At 70.1% G+C, this 16,965-nt stretch carries 16 protein-coding genes, 1 tRNA gene and 3 pseudogenes; 17 read left to right on the plus strand and 3 right to left on the minus strand.

What is annotated here, in order from left to right; translation table 11 throughout:
• Positions 1-73: 73 nt before the first annotated feature.
• From rpmF to QM699_RS01970, 7 genes and pseudogenes are all read left to right on the plus strand, one after another.
• Entirely contained in the window at positions 74-274 is a 201-nt protein-coding gene (gene rpmF / locus QM699_RS01940; RefSeq protein ID WP_415009565.1) for a 50S ribosomal protein L32, read from the plus strand.
• A gap of 27 nt (positions 275-301) precedes the next feature.
• Positions 302-1,348 (plus strand): annotated as a pseudogene (gene plsX / locus QM699_RS01945) (phosphate acyltransferase PlsX); the annotation flags it as partial.
• Between the two features lie 48 nt (positions 1,349-1,396).
• On the plus strand, positions 1,397-2,374 hold the full coding sequence (locus QM699_RS01950) for a beta-ketoacyl-ACP synthase III (RefSeq protein ID WP_415012670.1): 978 nt from the start codon (positions 1,397-1,399) through the stop codon (positions 2,372-2,374).
• Between the two features lie 95 nt (positions 2,375-2,469).
• The gene (gene ihfA, locus QM699_RS01955) at positions 2,470-2,772 is read left to right on the plus strand and encodes an integration host factor subunit alpha (RefSeq protein WP_415009566.1); all 303 of its coding nucleotides are present in this window, start codon (positions 2,470-2,472) and stop codon (positions 2,770-2,772) included.
• A 21-nt stretch (positions 2,773-2,793) separates the two neighbouring features.
• A pseudogene (locus QM699_RS01960) lies at positions 2,794-3,061 on the plus strand (MerR family transcriptional regulator); the annotation flags it as partial.
• A 458-nt stretch (positions 3,062-3,519) separates the two neighbouring features.
• Positions 3,520-3,596, plus strand: a tRNA-Pro gene (locus QM699_RS01965).
• Positions 3,597-3,598: 2 nt separating this feature from the next.
• The gene (locus QM699_RS01970; protein WP_415012671.1) at positions 3,599-4,693 is read left to right on the plus strand and encodes a 2'-deoxycytidine 5'-triphosphate deaminase; all 1,095 of its coding nucleotides are present in this window, start codon (positions 3,599-3,601) and stop codon (positions 4,691-4,693) included.
• 59 nt (positions 4,694-4,752) lie between these two features.
• Here the strand turns inward: QM699_RS01970 and mgtE are convergent, their stop codons facing one another.
• Positions 4,753-6,150, minus strand: a complete 1,398-nt coding sequence (gene mgtE, locus QM699_RS01975) for a magnesium transporter (RefSeq protein ID WP_415009567.1) — start codon at positions 6,148-6,150, stop codon at positions 4,753-4,755.
• Between the two features lie 222 nt (positions 6,151-6,372).
• Here mgtE and QM699_RS01980 point away from each other — a divergent pair.
• The 4 genes and pseudogenes from QM699_RS01980 to QM699_RS01995 form a co-directional block, all read left to right on the plus strand.
• Positions 6,373-6,522 (plus strand): annotated as a pseudogene (locus tag QM699_RS01980) (alanine racemase); the annotation flags it as partial.
• A gap of 79 nt (positions 6,523-6,601) precedes the next feature.
• A complete protein-coding gene (locus QM699_RS01985; protein WP_415009568.1) occupies positions 6,602-7,378 on the plus strand; it encodes an alanine racemase in 777 nt (258 codons plus the stop codon).
• Positions 7,375-8,163 carry an MlaE family ABC transporter permease gene (locus QM699_RS01990; RefSeq protein WP_415009569.1) on the plus strand — a complete coding sequence of 263 codons (789 nt, stop codon included), beginning with the start codon at positions 7,375-7,377 and terminating at the stop codon, positions 8,161-8,163. Before QM699_RS01985 ends, QM699_RS01990 begins: the two co-directional genes overlap by 4 nt.
• Positions 8,163-8,963 carry an ABC transporter ATP-binding protein gene (locus QM699_RS01995; protein ID WP_415009570.1) on the plus strand — a complete coding sequence of 267 codons (801 nt, stop codon included), beginning with the start codon at positions 8,163-8,165 and terminating at the stop codon, positions 8,961-8,963. The genes QM699_RS01990 and QM699_RS01995 overlap by 1 nt, the downstream gene beginning before the upstream one ends.
• Positions 8,964-8,972: 9 nt before the next feature.
• Here QM699_RS01995 and QM699_RS02000 read toward each other — a convergent pair whose 3' ends face one another.
• A complete protein-coding gene (locus QM699_RS02000; RefSeq protein ID WP_415012672.1) occupies positions 8,973-9,254 on the minus strand; it encodes a HigA family addiction module antitoxin in 282 nt (93 codons plus the stop codon).
• Between the two features lie 22 nt (positions 9,255-9,276).
• Complete coding sequence (locus tag QM699_RS02005; RefSeq protein WP_415009571.1) at positions 9,277-9,561, minus strand: type II toxin-antitoxin system RelE/ParE family toxin; 285 nt, start codon at positions 9,559-9,561, stop codon at positions 9,277-9,279.
• 41 nt (positions 9,562-9,602) lie between these two features.
• On the opposite strand from QM699_RS02005, the gene radA reads away from it, so the two are divergent.
• The 6 genes from radA to QM699_RS02035 all read left to right on the plus strand — a co-directional run bounded on the left by radA (position 9,603) and on the right by QM699_RS02035 (position 16,940).
• On the plus strand, positions 9,603-10,970 hold the full coding sequence (gene radA / locus QM699_RS02010; RefSeq protein ID WP_415009572.1) for a DNA repair protein RadA: 1,368 nt from the start codon (positions 9,603-9,605) through the stop codon (positions 10,968-10,970).
• A 13-nt stretch (positions 10,971-10,983) separates the two neighbouring features.
• Positions 10,984-11,535, plus strand: coding sequence for a CvpA family protein (locus tag QM699_RS02015; RefSeq protein ID WP_415009573.1), 552 nt, complete (start codon positions 10,984-10,986; stop codon positions 11,533-11,535).
• A gap of 99 nt (positions 11,536-11,634) precedes the next feature.
• Positions 11,635-13,104: an amidophosphoribosyltransferase gene (gene purF, locus QM699_RS02020; protein WP_415009574.1), complete on the plus strand. Its 1,470-nt coding sequence runs from the start codon at positions 11,635-11,637 to the stop codon at positions 13,102-13,104.
• Positions 13,101-13,775 carry an SDR family NAD(P)-dependent oxidoreductase gene (locus QM699_RS02025; protein WP_415009575.1) on the plus strand — a complete coding sequence of 225 codons (675 nt, stop codon included), beginning with the start codon at positions 13,101-13,103 and terminating at the stop codon, positions 13,773-13,775. Before purF ends, QM699_RS02025 begins: the two co-directional genes overlap by 4 nt.
• Positions 13,776-14,188: 413 nt before the next feature.
• Positions 14,189-15,163: an HpcH/HpaI aldolase/citrate lyase family protein gene (locus QM699_RS02030; RefSeq protein ID WP_415009576.1), complete on the plus strand. Its 975-nt coding sequence runs from the start codon at positions 14,189-14,191 to the stop codon at positions 15,161-15,163.
• A gap of 181 nt (positions 15,164-15,344) precedes the next feature.
• On the plus strand, positions 15,345-16,940 hold the full coding sequence (locus tag QM699_RS02035; RefSeq protein WP_415009577.1) for a flavin monoamine oxidase family protein: 1,596 nt from the start codon (positions 15,345-15,347) through the stop codon (positions 16,938-16,940).
• Positions 16,941-16,965: the final 25 nt, after the last annotated feature.

The following is a 16,965-nucleotide window of genomic DNA, read 5'->3' on the forward strand; positions in this document are numbered from 1 at the left end:
CCCGATCTGCTACCCCGCGGGCCGACGGAACGGGTTATCGGGGCGCGGCCCCGACAGAGATCGAGGTCGAGAAATGGCTGTCCCGAAGAGCAAGGTCACGCGCGCGAAGCGCGGCATGCGTCGCTCGCACGACCATCTGGTCGCGGCGAATCCCAACGAGTGCTCGAACTGCGGCGAGCTGCGCCGCCCGCACCACGTCTGCGGCGCCTGCGGGCACTATGACGGCCGCGAGGTTGTCGCCCGCGTCGAAGAGATCGACGACGAGGCCGCCTGAGCCGCCAGCGAGTGAGGTCGCGACGGAATGAGCACCGAGCCAGCCAGCACCGGCCCGGCCACGAACGGTGACATCGTTCTGTCGATCGACGCCATGGGCGGCGACCGCGGGGTGGAGTGCGTGGTCATCGGCATGGCCATGTCGCTCAAGAAGAACCCGCGCCTGCGCTACATCGTCCATGGCGACGAGGCCGAGCTGCGCCGGACGATTCGCAAGGGCAGCGCGCTGGAGCAGCGCGCCGAGATCCGCCATGCGCCTTCGGTGGTCGCCATGGACGACAAGCCGTCGCGGGTGCTGCGCAATGCGGCGGGAACCAGCATGTGGAGCGCGCTGCAGGCGGTGAAGGACGGCGAGTCGCCGGCGGTCATCTCGTGCGGCAACACCGGCGCGCTGATGGCGCTGTCCATGCTCGCGCTCCGCAAGGTGCCGGGGGTGGACCGGCCGGCGATCGCGGTGAACTGGCCGTCGCTGAACCCGGCGGGCTACAACATCCTGCTCGACGGCGGCGCCGACATCCGCGCCGATGCGGACGATCTCGTGACCTACGCGGTGATGGGCGCCTCCTACGCCCGCAACGCCCTGTCGCTGACCCGGCCGCGCGTCGGCCTGCTCAACGTCGGCACCGAGGAGCACAAGGGCCGCGCCGAGCTGCACGAGGCGGCCGAGCGCATCGCCGCCATCGCGCCCACGGGTGATTTCGACTACATCGGCTACGTCGAGGGCAGTGATATGCCATCGGCCCGGGTGGACGTGATCGTCACCGACGGCTTTACCGGCAACGTCGCGCTGAAGACCGGCGAGGGCACCGCCAAGATGATTCAGGGCCTGCTCAAGGAGGCCTTCGCCTATTCGTCCCTGTCGCGCATCGGCGCGCTGTTCGCGCTCACCTCGCTGAAGCGCCTGCAGAAGCGCATCGACCCGCGTCGTGCCAACGGGGGCGTGTTCCTTGGCCTGAACGGCGCCGTGGTGAAGTCGCATGGCTCGGCCGACGCCACCGGCGTCTCTGCCGCCATCAAGCTCGCGTTCACCCTTGCCGAGCACGGGTTCACCGAGCGGCTCGCCGCGCGCGTGGCGGCGGATTCTGGCGAGCCGCCGCGAGGCCGTCCCCGGAGGCGTGACCCCATGACTGTCGTGCGTGCCGTGCCCGTCGGGTGCGGCCACTACCTGCCGGCCCGCGTCGTCGAGAACGCCGAATTCGCCGCCACCCTCGACACCTCCGACGAGTGGATCCGCACGCGCTCCGGCATCGAGCGGCGGCACTTCGCCGCCGAGGGCGAGGCGACCTCCGACCTTGCCATCGCCGCCGCCCGCGCCGCGCTGGCTGACGCCGGCCTGACCGGCGCCGACCTCGACGCGCTCATCGTCGCGACCGCCACCCCCGACCAGACGTTTCCCGCGACCGCGGCCAAGGTGCAGACCGCGATCGGCATGCGCGGCGGTTTCGCGTTCGACATGCAGGCGGTCTGCGCCGGCTTCGTCTTCGCGCTGGCTCAGGCCAACGCGCTGATCCTCGCCGGATCGGCCCGGCGGGTGATGGTGATCGGTGCCGAGACGTTCTCGCGCATCCTCGACTTCACCGACCGCAGCACCTGCGTGCTGTTCGGCGACGGCGCCGGCGCGCTGATCCTCGAGGCGGGCGAGGGCAGTGGCGGTCCCGAGGACCGCGGCATCCTCTCCACCGACCTGCATTCGGACGGCCGCTTCGGCGACCTGCTCTATGTCGACGGCGGCCCGTCGACCACGGGCACCACCGGCGTCGTGAAGATGGCCGGGCAGGAGGTGTTCAAGCACGCCGTCGTCAAGCTGGCCGAGACCGGCGCGGCCGCGCTCGCCGCCGCCGGGCTCGCGAAGTCGGATGTGGACTGGCTGGTGCCGCATCAGGCCAACCTGCGGATCATGACGATGACCGCCCACAAGCTCGGCGTGCCGCTCGACCATGTGGTCGTCACCGTGCAGGACCACGGAAACACCTCGGCCGCCTCCATCCCGCTGGCGCTCTCGGTGGCCCATGCGGAGGGCAAGATCCTGCCCGGCGATCTGCTGCTTATGGAGGCGATTGGCGGCGGGCTCGCGTGGGGTGCGGCGGTCGTGCGCTGGTAGGCGGATCCTCCGTCGCTTCTCCTCGGCCGTTCTCATTGACTCCGTTGCCAAATATCTCCTAGGGTTGCCCAAATAGGGACAGTGGGAGGGGGCCGATGAGCGAGAAGACTCTGACGCGCATGGAGTTGAGCGAGGCGGTGTTCCGCGCCGTCGGCCTGTCTCGGAACGAGTCCGCCGAGCTGGTGGAGATGGTCCTCGATCAGATGTCCGACGCGCTGGCCCGTGGCGAGACGGTGAAGATCTCCTCGTTCGGCACGTTCAGCGTGCGGTCCAAGTCCGCCCGTGTCGGCCGAAATCCCAAGACCGGCGAGGAGGTGCCGATCGAGCCGCGCCGGGTGCTGACGTTCCGCCCCTCGCACATCATGAAGGAGCGGGTCGACATGGGGAACAAGCACTAACCCGGGGAGACCGCGCCGCAAATGCTCAAGTCTCCGGAAGCCTTCCGCACCATCAGCGAGGTCGCCGAGAGCCTCGACGTGCCGCCGCATGTGCTGCGGTTCTGGGAAACCCGCTTCGCGCAGGTGAAGCCGGTGAAGCGCGGTGGCGGCCGGCGCTACTACCGGCCGGAGGACGTGCGGCTGCTGCGCGGCATCCGCGGCCTGCTCTACGACGACGGGATGACGATCAAGGGCGTGCAGAAGATCCTGCGCGAGCGCGGCGTGCGGCATGTGATCGGTCTGGGGACGGTGGGGGACGCCGACGATGCGCCGCCGGTTCGTCGCGACGCCGCAGCGACCGTGCTGGAGGACTTCGACATGGACGGGTACGACGGCGACATTCAGGATGCCGCGACCGATGACGGGCGCGGCGATGGTGGGCCCGTCGATGATTTGCCCGTCGACGATTTGCCCGGCGCCGCCGATGCGGCGTCCGGCACCGCGCCGGAGCCGGTCTCTCACCCGGGGCGCGAGGTGCCTGCGGCGGTGGGTGGTGCGGGCGTCGGCGGCGGGCAGGCCGACCTCTTCAACACGGCAGCCGCCGGTCCGGCGGCCGACACGAACACGCTGCGCGGGCTGATCGGCCGGCTCGAGGCGCTGCGCGCGGTGATGACCGAGGGGCGGTGATCGGGGCGGCCGGCCCCTGAGCCCGGGCCGCGCCGCTTTCCGCTTGCCCTCGACTTCGGCCGCCGCTAAAGCGGGCGCCGTCGGGCTATAGCGCAGTCTGGTAGCGCGTTCGACTGGGGGTCGAAAGGTCGTGAGTTCGAATCTCGCTAGCCCGACCACTATCCCCCGTTCCGCCTCCGCAAAGCGGGCTGGCGTGATCCCGGCTCAGGGCATCTCCGCGATGCTCGAGGCCGGCGAGATCACCTGCGCCGTCCCGCCGGTGGCCGGACAGGTGCAGCCCGCGAGCCTCGACCTGCGCCTCGGCTGGCGCGCCTGCCGCGTGCGGGCCTCGTTCCTGCCCGGGACGGCCAGCGTGGCCGAGCGCCTCGCCGACTTCGAGATGATGAGCTTCGATCTCGGCGATGGTGCGGTGCTGGAGAAGGGCTGCGTCTACCTCGTGCCGCTCATGGAGGCGCTGGCGCTGCCCGACGACGTTTCCGCCGTCGCCAACGCCAAGAGCTCGACCGGGCGGCTCGACCTGTTCACCCGCCTCATCACCGACCGGGCGACGGAGTTCGACAGGGTGGCCGCAGGCTACGCCGGGCCGCTCTATGCCGAGATCTCGCCCCGGTCGTTCTCGGTGCTGGTGCGCCCGGGAATGCGGCTGAACCAGATCCGCTTCAGCCGCGGCACGGCCACGCTCGACGACCCGTCGCTCGCGGCGCTGCACGAGCGCGAGCGGCTGGTGGGGGGCGAGGCGCACATTTCCGGCGGACTGGCCTTCTCGGTGGACCTCGACCTGCCGGGGGGGCACGTGGGCTGGCGGGCCAAGCCGCACACCGGGCTGATCGACCTCGACCGGCTGGACCACTATGCACCGCTCGATTTCTGGGAGCCGGTGATTGCCCGCGACCGGCGGATCATCCTCGATCCCGGCGCCTTCTATATCCTCGTCAGCCGCGAGGCGGTGCATGTGCCGCCGGACTATGCCGCCGAGATGGCGCCCTACGTGGCGATGGTGGGCGAGTTCCGCGTGCACTACGCCGGATTCTTCGACCCCGGCTTCGGCCATGCGGGGGCAGGGGGGGCGGGCTCGCGCGGGGTGCTCGAGGTGCGCTGCCACGAGGCGCCGTTCGCCCTCGACCACGGACAGGTGGTGGGCCGGCTCGTCTACGAGCGCATGGTCGAGCGCCCGGACGTGCTCTACGGCGGCGCGCTCGGCTCGAACTATCAGGGCCAGGGGCTGAAGCTCTCGAAGCACTTCAAGGCCGCCTGACCCTCTCTCGGGGGCCCTGCGGCGGCGCCCCCGGTCGGGCGGTGCGCGTCGGCGGGCCGTCAGCTCAGCATCAGCGTCGCGAGGCCGAGGAAGGCGAAGAAGCCGAACATGTCGGTCATCGTCGTCACGAACGTGCCGGAGGCGAGCGCGGGGTCGACGCCGAGCCGGTCGAGCCCCACGGGGATCAGCACGCCGGAGAGGCCGGCGACCACCATGTTGCCGGTGATCGCCAGCGCGATGACGAGGCCGATGGTCTGGTCCGAGAAATAGAGCGCGCTCAGCACCCCCATCAGCGCCGCGAAGCCGATGCCGTTCAAGAGCCCCACCACCCCCTCGCGGCCGATCACGCGAGCCATGTTCGACGCGGTGAGCTTGCGGGTGGCGAGCGCGCGCACCGCCACGGTCAGGGTCTGGGTGCCGGCGTTGCCGCCCATCGAGGCCACGATCGGGCTCAGCGCCGCCAGCGCCACGTGCAGCTCGATCGTGTCGCTGAAGATGCCGATGATCGCCGCCGCCATGATCGCCGTCAGCAGGTTGACCGCGAGCCAGAGGAACCGGCCGCGCGCGATCTCGACCACGCCGTCCGACAGCTCCTCGTCGCCGACGCCGGCGAGGAGCCGCAGATCCTCCTCGGTCTCCTCCTCCAGCGCCTCCATGGCATCGTCGATGGTGATGACCCCGGCGAGCCGCCCGTCGCCGTCGACCACCGGCGCGGAGATCAGGTGGTACTTGTTGAAGGCATAGGCCACGTCTTCCTGGCTCTGGTCGACCCGGAAGCTGCGGAAGTCCTCGGCCATCAGCTCCTTGAGCCGCGTCTTGCGCGCCGAGCCCATCAGCCGGCCGAGCGAGATGGTGCCGATCGGGTGCATCTGCGGCGAGACGACGATGAGGTCGTAGAAGCTCTCGGGCAGCCACTCCTCGTTGCGCAGAAAGTCGATGGCGTTGCCGACCGACCAGTGCTCGGGCGCCACGACCACCTCGCGCTGCATCAGGCGGCCGGCGGAATAGTCGTCGTACTTCAGCGACTGCTCGACCGCCGCCCGGTCGATGTCGTCGAGGAAGCGCAGGATGCGCTCCTGCTGCGGCTCGTCCATGTCCTCGGCGAGATAGACGACATCGTCGGTCTCGAGTTCCTGCACCGCCTGGGCGAGCACATGGTCGGGCAGCTCGGCGACGATCTCGTCGCGCACGCCCTCCTCGAGTTCCGAGAGCACCGCGCCGTCGAGCTGGACGCCCCAGAGGGTGATGAGCGCGCGGCGCTCGCCCCGGCTCACCTGCTCCAGCAGGTCGGCGATGTCGGCGGGGTGCAGCGCGTCGAGGATCGCCACGAGGGCGTCGTGATCGTCCGCCTCGACCGCGGCCAGCACCCGCTCCACCACCTCGCGGTTCAGGCCGTCCTCATGAACGGCGTCCGCTGTGGCCGCCGCGCCGGAGGTCTCCTCGACTGTCTCGCTCATGGCTGCTCTCCGGCGCTGATTGCGCCGCACCATAGGCCGGACGGCCCGGGGTGGAAACCCGCGGAAGGGCTTGACCACGGCGGCGCGATACGGCCCGCTGCCGCTGCTGCGGCGCGCACCGAGCGGGCCGTCCCGTGAGCCTGAGGAGGTCTTGCCATCGCCCGCGCCCGCCTGACCGTCGATCTCGATGCCGTCGTCCGCAACTGGCGCGCGCTCGACGCGCTGTCCGCCCCGGAGGTCGAGACGGCCGCGGTGGTGAAGGCCGACGCCTACGGCCTCGGCGCCGCCGCCGTTGCCCCGGCGCTGGCGGCGGCCGGGGCGCGCAGCTTCTTCGTGGCGCTGGCCGAGGAGGGCGTGGCGCTGCGCGCGGCCCTCGGGCCCGGGCCGGCGATCTTCGTCTTTGCCGGCCTGATGCCGGGCGAGGCGGCGCTGTTCCGCGCGGCGGATTCTGGTGCCCTGCCTCAACAGCCCCGGGCAGGCGGCCGATTTCCTGCGCGCGCTGCCCGGCCGGCCCTGTGCGTTGCAGCTCGACACCGGCATGAACCGCCTCGGGCTCGAGCCGGCCGAGCTCGAGGCGCTTCTCCCCGACGTGGCGCGTCTCGCGCCGGTCCTCGCCATCAGCCACCTCGCCTGCGCCGACGAGCCCGACCACCCGCTGAACGTCGCCCAGGCCGCGGCAATGACCGGCTTCGCCGCGCGCCTGCCCGGGGTGCGGCTCAGCCTTGCCGCCACCGGCGGCATCCTGCTCGGGGCGGGCCACCACTTCGGTCTGGTCCGCCCGGGCGTCGGGCTCTACGGCGGGATGCCGTTCGCCGCCGCCGAGCCGGTCGTCGCGCTCTCCCTGCCGGTGGTGCAGGTCCGCGACGTCGCGGCGGGCGAGGCGGTCGGCTATGGCGCCACGTGGACCGCCGCCGAGCCCGCCCGCGTCGCCACCGTCGCCGCCGGCTATGCCGACGGCCTGCTGCGCGCGCTGGGCGATGGCGGCTTCGACCTCCTTGCCGGCGACGTGCGCTGTCCGGTGGTCGGCCGCGTCTCGATGGATCTCGTCACCGTCGACGTGACCGGGCTCGACCGGGTGCCGCCGATGCTCGACGTCCTCGGGCCCCGTCAGGGCGTCGACGACCTCGCGCGCGCCGCCGGCACCATCGGCTACGAGATCCTGACCGGCCTTGGCCCCCGGTACGAACGCGTCTACAAGGGCGGCTCGCAACGACCGGAGACCGCATGATCCTCCTCAGGCTCGTCGTGGCCTTCCTCGCCTCGATCGGACGCTCGACGCTGCAGCTGCTCGCCGCCACCGGGCGGCTGGCGCTTTTCGCCGGCAACACGCTGTCGCAGGTCGTCCGCCCGCCGTACTATCCGGTGGAGCTGGGGCGGCAGCTGCTCGCGGTCGGCTATTTCTCGCTGCCCGTCGTCGGCATGACCGCGCTCTTCACCGGCGCGGCGCTCGCGCTGCAGATCTGGGCCGGCGGCGCGCGGTTCAACGCCGGCACGGTGGTGCCCTCGATCGTGGCGATCGGCATCGTCCGCGAGCTTGGCCCGGTGCTGGGCGGCCTGATGGTCGCAGGACGGGTCTCGTCCTCGATCGCCGCCGAGATCGGCACGATGCGTGTCACCGAGCAGATCGACGCGCTGACCACGCTTTCGACCGATCCGATGAAGTACCTCGTGCTGCCGCGCGTGCTGGCCGGCATCCTTGCCGTGCCCGCCCTCGTCGCGGTGGGCGACGTCATCGGCATCTTCGGCGGCTACCTGATCGGCACCACGCGGCTCGGCTTCAATTCCGGCGCGTACATCAAGAACACCCTCGACTTCCTGACCGCCACCGACATCGCCTCGAGCCTCGTCAAGGCCTGCGCCTTCGGCTTCGTCCTGACGCTGATGGGCTGCTACCACGGTTATCACTCGGGCCGCGGCGCGCAGGGCGTCGGCTCGGCCACCACCAATGCGGTCGTCTCGGCCTCGATCCTGATCCTCGCCACCAACTACCTGCTGACCGAGGCGTTCTTCTGATGGCGGCCGCCGACGACATCGCCGCGCCCGACACCTCGACCCCGGGCGTGCCGCGCATCGAGCTGATCGATGTAAAGAAGCGCTTCGGACGGAACCGGGTGCTCGATGGGGTGAGCTTCAAGGTGATGCCGGGCGAGAGCCTCGTCATCATCGGCGGCTCGGGCACCGGCAAGTCGGTAACGCTGAAGTGCATCCTCGGGATCATCCGGCGCGACGGCGGGCGGATCCTGCTCGACGGCGCGCCCGACGATGCCGGCGACCGGCGCGTGTTCCTGAAGCAGTTCGGCATGCTGTTCCAGGGCGGCGCGCTGTTCGACAGCCTGTCGGTCTGGCAGAACGTCGCCTTCCGCCTGCGCCACGCCCGGACGCCGATGCCGCGCAAGGAAGCGCGCGACCGGGCGATCGAAAAGCTGCGCCGCGTGGGCCTCGGGCCCGAGACCGCCGATCTCTACCCGGCGGAGCTGTCGGGCGGCATGCAGAAGCGCGTCGGCCTCGCCCGCGCCATCGCGACCGACCCGCGGATCATCTTCTTCGACGAGCCGACCGCCGGGCTCGATCCGATCATGGCCGGCGTCATCAACGACCTGATCCGCGAGCTGGTGACCGAGATGGGCGCGACGGCGGTGACGATCACCCACGACATGACCACGGTGCGCACGGTGGCCGACCACGTGGCGATGCTGCACGGCGGCAAGGTCCGCTGGTTCGGCCACATCGACGAGATGGACACCGCGACCGACCCGTACCTCGACCAGTTCATCCACGGCCGGGCGACGGGGCCGATCGCGTCGATCCGGTGAGGACAGTGCTCAGGCTGCGTCGAGGGGTCGGATACCTGACAGGTCTACGTGCCCTTTCGCCGCGTGCAGGTCGTGCGCATCCTGCAGGTTCAGCCAGAATTGCGGGCTGTTGCCGAAGAACGCCGCGAGGCGCAGGGCCGTGTCCGCGGTCATTGATGTCTGGCGCCGCACAAGCCGCTCGATCCGCGTCCGCGGCACGTCGAGACGACGGGCCAGCGCGCCGGCACTCAGCCCGAGGGGGACGAGAAACAGCTCTTCCAGCACCTCGCCCGGATGAGCGGGATCCAGCATCGCGATCAAGGGCAAGTCTCCTTCAGCCATGATAGTCCACGATTTCGACGTTCTCCGGGCCGCTGTCGCTCCAGACGAAACACACGCGCCACTGGTCGTTGATCCGTACCGAGTGCTGCCCCGCCCGATCGCCGGTCAACGCTTCCAGCCGATTGCCGGGAGGCGACCGGAGATCCTGCAGCGATGTCGCCGCCCGAAGCACCGACAGCAGCAAACGTGCCCGCTTGACCAGATCGCCGGGGAACCGCTTGCCGAAGCGGCCTTCCACGGCGTCCCGCGCCAGCTTGCCCTTCATGCTGCGGATCATCGCTGCGAACTGTATCATGAAATGATACAGGGGGCAACCAGATGACCCGCCGTCCCACCTTCGTCTGCGCCGCCTGCGGCGCCGCCAGCGCCAAATGGTCGGGCCGCTGTGACGCCTGCGGCGCGTGGAACACCATCTCGGAGGAGGCGGGCCTCACCGACGGCCCCGGGGCGAAGTCGCTCGGGCCCTCCCGTGGCCGCAAGCTCGCGCTCGGCGACCTCGCCACGACGGAGCCGCCGCTGCCCCGCGCGCTCTCGGGCATCGGCGAGCTGGACCGGGTGCTCGGCGGCGGCCTCGTGCCCGCGTCGGCCACGCTGGTCGGCGGCGATCCCGGCATCGGCAAGTCGACCCTGCTGCTGCAGGCCGCCGCGGCCTTTGGCCGGCAGGCGCCCGCGATCTACGTCTCCGGCGAGGAGGCGACAGGGCAGATCCGCATGCGCGCCGCCCGGCTCGGGCTCGCGGACGCGCCTGTGCGCGTCGCCGCCGAGACCAACCTCCGCGACATCCTGACGACGCTCGAGGCCGAGCGCCCGGGCCTCGCCATCATCGACTCGATCCAGACCATGTGGGCCGACCACGTCGACAGCGCGCCCGGCTCCGTCGCGCAGGTGCGCGCCGTGGTCCACGAACTCGTCACCTTCGCCAAGCGCCGCGGCATCGCCGTCGTCCTCGTCGGCCACGTCACCAAGGAGGGCCAGATCGCCGGCCCCCGCGTCGTCGAGCACATGGTCGACACCGTGCTCTACTTCGAGGGCGAGCGGGGCCACCACTTCCGCATCCTGCGGGCGGTGAAGAACCGCTTCGGCCCTGCCGACGAGATCGGCGTCTTCGAGATGACGGGCGCCGGCCTCGCCGAGGTCTCGAACCCTTCGGCCCTGTTCCTCTCCGAGCGCGAGAGCGCCGCGCCCGGCTCCGCCGTCTTCGCGGGGATCGAGGGCACCCGGCCGGTGCTGGTCGAGATCCAGGCGCTCGTTGCGCCGTCGCCGCTCGGCACCGCCCGCCGCGCAGTGGTGGGCTGGGACGGCGGCCGCCTGTCCATGGTGCTCGCCGTTCTCGAATCACGCTGCGGCATCGGCTTCGGCCCGTCGGACGTCTACCTCAACGTCGCGGGCGGCCTGCGCGTCTCCGAGCCCGCGGCCGATCTCGCCGTCGCCGCCGCCCTCGTTTCCGCCCGGCAGGACATCGCGCTGCCACGGGATGCGGTGATCTTCGGCGAGGTCTCGCTCTCCGGCGCCCTGCGCCCGGCGCCGCAGGCCGAGGCGCGGCTGCGCGAGGCGGCGAAGCTCGGCTTTGCCTCCGCCCTCGTGCCCGCCCGCACCGCTCTGCCCGCATCCCCCGGCATCGCCATCGACCCGGTTGCGGATCTCAACGCTTTCATGGACAAGTGCTTCGGCCCGATCGACCGCTAGGACAGCCACCCGCATGCAGAGCTTTACCCTCGTCGACGGCATCGTCCTCGCCGTGATCGTCATTTCCGCGATTCTCGCCTATGCGCGCGGACTGGTACGCGAATCGCTCTCGATCGTCGGCTGGATCCTTGCGGCCGTCGCCGGCTTCGCCTTCGCCCCGACCATGGAGCCGCTGATCCGCGAGGTGCCGGTGATCCGGGACGTGCTCGGCACCAGCTGCGAGCTGGGCATCCTCGCGGGCTTTGCCGTCGTGTTCGTGATCGCGCTCATCATCATCTCGCTCATCACGCCGTTCATCGCCGGGGCCGTGCAGAATTCCGCGCTCGGCCCGGTCGACCAGGGCCTCGGCTTCCTGTTCGGCGTGGTGCGCGGCGTGCTGCTCGTGGTGATCGCGCTCGTGGTCTACGACCGGGTGTTCGGGGCCGGCGGCATGCCACAGGTCGACAACAGTCACTCTGTCGCGGTGTTTTCCGGGCTCGAGGCGCGCATCGCCGCCATGCTTCCCGCCGACACGCCGCAGTGGATCGCGGCCCGCTACGCCGCGCTGATGCGCAGCTGCAGCTGAAGCGTTCGCTCCCCGTCGCGGCACGGTGACGGCCGCGTGACAATGTTGCGGTTGCGTCCTATATAGCGGCCGAACCCGTCCTCCCCGGATCGCCGCACCATGTCCCTGCCCGTCTTCCCCAATGACGACGACAAGCTGCGCGAGGAGTGCGGCGTGTTCGGAGTCATCGGCGTCCAGGAGGCGTCGAACTTCGTCGCGCTCGGCCTGCACGCCCTCCAGCATCGCGGCCAGGAGGCCGCGGGCATCGTCGCCTACGACGCAAAGCTCGGCTTCTCGTCCGAGCGCCGCTTCGGCTACGTCCGCGACAACTTCACCTCCGCCTCGCTGATGGAGACCCTGCCCGGGGATCTCGCCATCGGGCATGTCCGCTACTCGACGGCCGGCTCGAAGGGCGCGACCCAGATTCGCGACGTGCAGCCGCTCTTTGCCGAGTTCGCCATGGGCGGCGCCGCCATCGCCCACAACGGCAACCTGACGAACGCCAACGCGCTGCGCGAGGAGCTGATCGGCCGCGGCTCGATCTTCCAGTCGGGCTCTGACACCGAGTGCATCATCCATCTGATGGCGCGCTCGATGCAGAAGACCATCCCCGAGCGGATCAAGGATGCGCTGCGGCTGGTCGAGGGGGCCTTCTCCATCGTCTCGATGACCCGCTCGAAGCTCATCGGCGTGCGCGACCCGCTCGGCGTGCGGCCGCTGATGCTGGGCCGGCTCGGGCCGGAGCTGAACGGCGCCTGGGTGCTGTCCTCCGAGACCTGCGCCTTCGACATCATCGGCGCGGAGTTCATCCGCGAGGTCGAGCCGGGCGAGATGGTCATCTGTTCGCCGGAGGGCATCGAGAGCGTCTTCCCGTTCCGTCGCACGGCGCCACGGTTCTGCATCTTCGAGAAGGTGTATTTCTCGCGTCCCGACAGCGTGATCGGCGGCCAGTCGGTCTACGAGACCCGCCGGCGCATCGGCGTCGAGCTGGCCCGCGAGGCGCCGGTCGAGGCCGATCTCGTCTGCCCGGTGCCGGATTCAGGCACCCCGGCCGCGATCGGCTACAGCCAGGAGTCGGGCATTCCCTATGCGATGGGGATCATCCGCAACCAGTACATGGGCCGCACCTTCATCGAGCCGACCGAGCAGATCCGCAACATGGGCGTGCGGCTGAAGCTCAACGTCAACCGCGCGCTCATCGCCGGCAAGCGGGTGATCCTCGTCGACGATTCGGTGGTGCGCGGCACCACCAGCCGCAAGATCCGCGAGATGCTCGAGGACGCGGGCGCGGCGGAGGTGCATTTCCGCATCGCCTCGCCGCCGACGATGTGGCCGTGCTTCTACGGCGTCGACACCCCCGACCGCTCGAAGCTCCTCGCCGCCAACATGAGCGAGGAGGAGATGCGCGCGTTCGTCGGCGTCGACAGCCTGAAGTTCGTCTCGCTCGACGGTCTCTATCGCGCCTGCGAGCAGCCGGACGGCCGCGACCCGGCACAGCCGCAGTTCTGCGACGCCTGTTTCTCCGGCGACTATCCGGTGCGGCCGTCCGACCGGATCGAGCAGGGCTTCAAGCTCAAGGTTCCCGCGTGAGCGATCCCGTCGCCCCGGAGCCGCGTCTCGTCCTCGTCACCGGCGCGAGCCGGGGCCTCGGCTACGCCGTCGCGTCGGCGCTCGGGGCGCGCGGCGACCATGTGGTCGCGCTCGCCCGCACCGTCGGCGGTCTCGAGTCGCTCGCCGACGCGATCGAAGGCGCCGGCGGGCCGACGCCGACCCTCGTGCCGGTGTCGCTCAGCGACACCGCCGGCCTGCAGCGCCTCGGCTTCGCGCTGCACGAGCGGTGGGGGCATCTGTCGCTCGTCGTCCACTGCGCCGCCCACGCCGCGCCGCTCGCGCCCGCGCCGCACATGGCGGACAAGGATTTCGACTCGAGCGTCGAGGTGAACTTCAAGGGCACGGAGCGGCTGATCGTGATGATGGCGCCGCTGCTCCTCGCGCGACCGGGCGGGCGCTTCGTCTACGCCGCCGATTCCCGTGCCGGCCAGCCGTTCTACGGCGCCTACGGCGCGACCAAGGCCGCCGCCGAGGCGCTGGTCCGGTCCTGGGCCGCCGAGACGGTGCGGCTCGGCCCGAAGGTCGAGCTGTTCCACCCGAACCCGATGCCGACCGCGCTGCGCGGGCGCTTCTATCCGGGCGAGGACAACACCACGCTGCCGCCGTGCTCGGCCGAGGCGGCGCGGATGATCGAGACGCTGGGTCTGTGAGTGCACCGGCGTCGTGGACGCCCGCGCGTGGTCGAGGCGCTGTGAAACCACGCGGAAGCCGTCAGGGGTGGAGATTTCTGCGGAAGGGCGCCAATCCGTCCGTGGCTGCCCCGGCTGGCGCGGCAACGCGCCTGCCCCCCGTCACGCCGGAGGCGTGCCTGCGGCACGACGGGGCAGGTGCGGACGGATTTGTCGACGGACAAATCCGTCTGGCGTCAGCGTTTCGACCCGTGGGGCGCTGAGGGTTGCTTCTCCAGAGTCGTGTTGCCTGTCGACTGCTCAGAGCCCTCCGCCAAAGCACTGCGGTCTCGACGCAGGTGCAGTAGAAATTCTGCCGCGCAACATCCTTTCGTTGACGCCCCCTCGCCGGGCATCTATCAACCTTCCCGATCCAGCCATTTTTCGGAGCGCCGATGAGCTTCACTGTCCCGCCGACCGCGCCCGCCCGTCCCAACCGTTGCCAGTTGTTCGGCCCGGGCTCCCGGCCCGCGCTGTTCGAGAAGATGGCGGCGTCCGAGGCCGACGTCATCAACCTCGATCTCGAGGACTCGGTCTCGCCCGCCGACAAGCCGGCGGCGCGGGCGAACATCATCAGGGCGATCAATGAGATCGACTGGGGCAACAAGACCCTGTCGGTGCGGATCAACGGCCTCGACACCGAGTTCTGGTATCGCGACGTCGTCGACATCCTCGAGCAGGCCGGCGAGCGGATCGACCTGTTCATGATCCCGAAGGCCGGCAACGCCAAGGACATCTACGCCGTCGACGCGCTCGCCTCCGCCATCGAGACGGCAAAGGGCCGCAGGAAGAAGGTCGGGTTCGAGGTCATCATCGAGACCGCCCTCGGCTTCCGCAACGTCGCCGAGATCGCCACCTCGAGCCCGCGGATGCAGGCGATGAGCCTCGGCGCCGCCGACTTCGCCGCGTCGATGGGGATGCAGACCACCGGAATCGGCGGCACGCAGGAAAACTACTACATGCTGCCGCCGACCGACTTCGCCGGCCCGCGCGGCCCGGTCTACGGCGACCCGTGGCACGGCGTCACCGCGGCGATCGTCGCGGCGTGCCGCTCCGCCGGGATCCTGCCGGTGGACGGCCCGTTCGGCGACTTTTCCGACGACGAGGGCTTCCTCGCGCAGGCGCGGCGCTCGGCCACCATGGGCATGGTCGGCAAGTGGGCGATCCATCCGAAGCAGGTGGCGCTGGCGAACTCGGTCTTCACCCCCTCGGAGGCGCAGGTCGGCGAGGCCCGCGCCATCCTCGCCGCCATGAAGGAAGCCGAGGAGAAGGGCCAGGGCGCCGCGGTCTACAAGGGCCGGCTCATCGACCTCGCCTCGATCCGCCAGGCGCAGGTGATCGTGAAGCAGGCCGAGATGATCGCCGGCTGAGGCCGGCGCCGCCCTTTCGCCACGCACACTGCCCGATGGACGGGCAGTGCTGCCACTTTGGCGATCATCCACGCACTTTCTGCACGGCCAGGGCTCCGATCGGGGCGGGCTTCCTTGTTGGCCCACGCCCTACCTGATAGGTTAACAACTCTTATAAACAAACAAAATCAGGAGCTTACCCATGGTCGACGGACGCAGTCCGGGGCTGAGCCGCAGGGATCTTCTGTCATTGATCGGGGTCGCCGCCGGCAGCGCGGTGATGTACCAGGCGATGACCACCCTCGGCCACGCGGCCGAGTCGCCCTACAAGGGCCCGATCAAACTGGACGGCGCGCCGAACGGGACGAAGGTGCTCATCCTCGGCGCCGGCCTCGCGGGAATGACCGCGGCGCTCGAAATGCGCGCGGCGGGCTACGAAGTCGAGGTTCTGGAGTTCCGCGAGAAGGCCGGCGGGCGGTGCTGGACGCTTCGCGGCGGCGACACCTACGAGGAGCTCGGCGGCGCGAAGCAGGAGGTGAAGTTCGCCGAGGGCAACTATCTCAACCCCGGCCCGTGGCGCATCCCCTACCACCACCACGCGGTGCTCGACTACTGCCGCCGGCTGGGCGTGCAGCTCGAGGCGTTCGTCCAGGTGAACCACAACGCCTACCTGCACGGAACGAAGGCGTTCGGCGGCAAGCCGCAGCGGCTGCGCGAGATCTCCACCGACTTCCGCGGCCAGGTGAGCGAGCTGCTCGCCAAGGCGGTAAACCAGAAGGCGCTGGACGCGGCCGTCACCGCCGAGGACCAGGAGAAGCTGCTCGCGGCGCTGAAGAGCTGGGGCGTGCTCGACAAGAACTATGCCTACGTGAAGAGCGACGCGGTCAGCGAGTATCGCGGCTGGGAGCGCGATCCGGGCGGCGGCCTGACCGCGGTGCCGGTTCCCTCGGAGCCGATCAATCCGTCGGACATCCTGCAGTCCGGCCTGTGGCGCTATTTCAATCCGGGGAACAACTACGAGTTCCAGACCACCATGTTCCAGCCGGTCGGCGGCATGGACATGATCGCGAAGGCGTTCGAGCGCGAAGTGAAGGATCTCATCCGCTACAACGCAAAGGTGCTCGAGATCCGGCAGGGCGATGGCGGCGTGACCGTCACGTACGAGGACCGCGGCGATCCGGGCAAGCCCCTGACCGCGACGGCGGACTGGTGCGTCTGCACCATCCCGTTCTCGATCCTGAGCCAGATTCCCGGCGACTTCTCCGGCGAGATGCAGGCAGCCATCGACCAGTTGCCCTACGACGCCTCGGTCAAGGTGGGCCTCGAGTTCAAGCGGCGCTTCTGGGAGGAGGACGAGCACATCTACGGCGGCATCTCGTTCACCGACCTGCCGATCACGCTCATCTCCTACCCCTCGACCGGTTATCACAAGCCGGGGCCGGCGGTCCTGCTCTCCACATATTCGTGGGGCGCCTATGCCTACGAGTTCACCGCGATGCCGCCGGAGGAGCGGATCAAGGCGGCGCTGGAGTTCGGCGCGCAGATCCATCCGCAATACAAGGACGAGTTCCTGACGGGAGCGGCGGTCGGCTGGCACCGGGTGCCGTGGACGCTCGGCTGCTACGGCATGTGGACCGAGGAGGCGCGGCATGAGCACTACGACAATGCCTGTGCCATCGACGGGCGCATCGTGATGGCGGGCGAGCATTGTTCCTACATTCCCGCCTGGCAGGAGGGCGCGATCCTGTCGTCGCTCGACGCCATCGAACGCCTGCATGCGAAGATCGTCGCGGGCTGACGCAGCGACCAGGATCAGGATCGAC

This window comes from Amaricoccus sp., from assembly GCF_047602525.1.
GTDB lineage: Bacteria > Pseudomonadota > Alphaproteobacteria > Rhodobacterales > Rhodobacteraceae > Amaricoccus.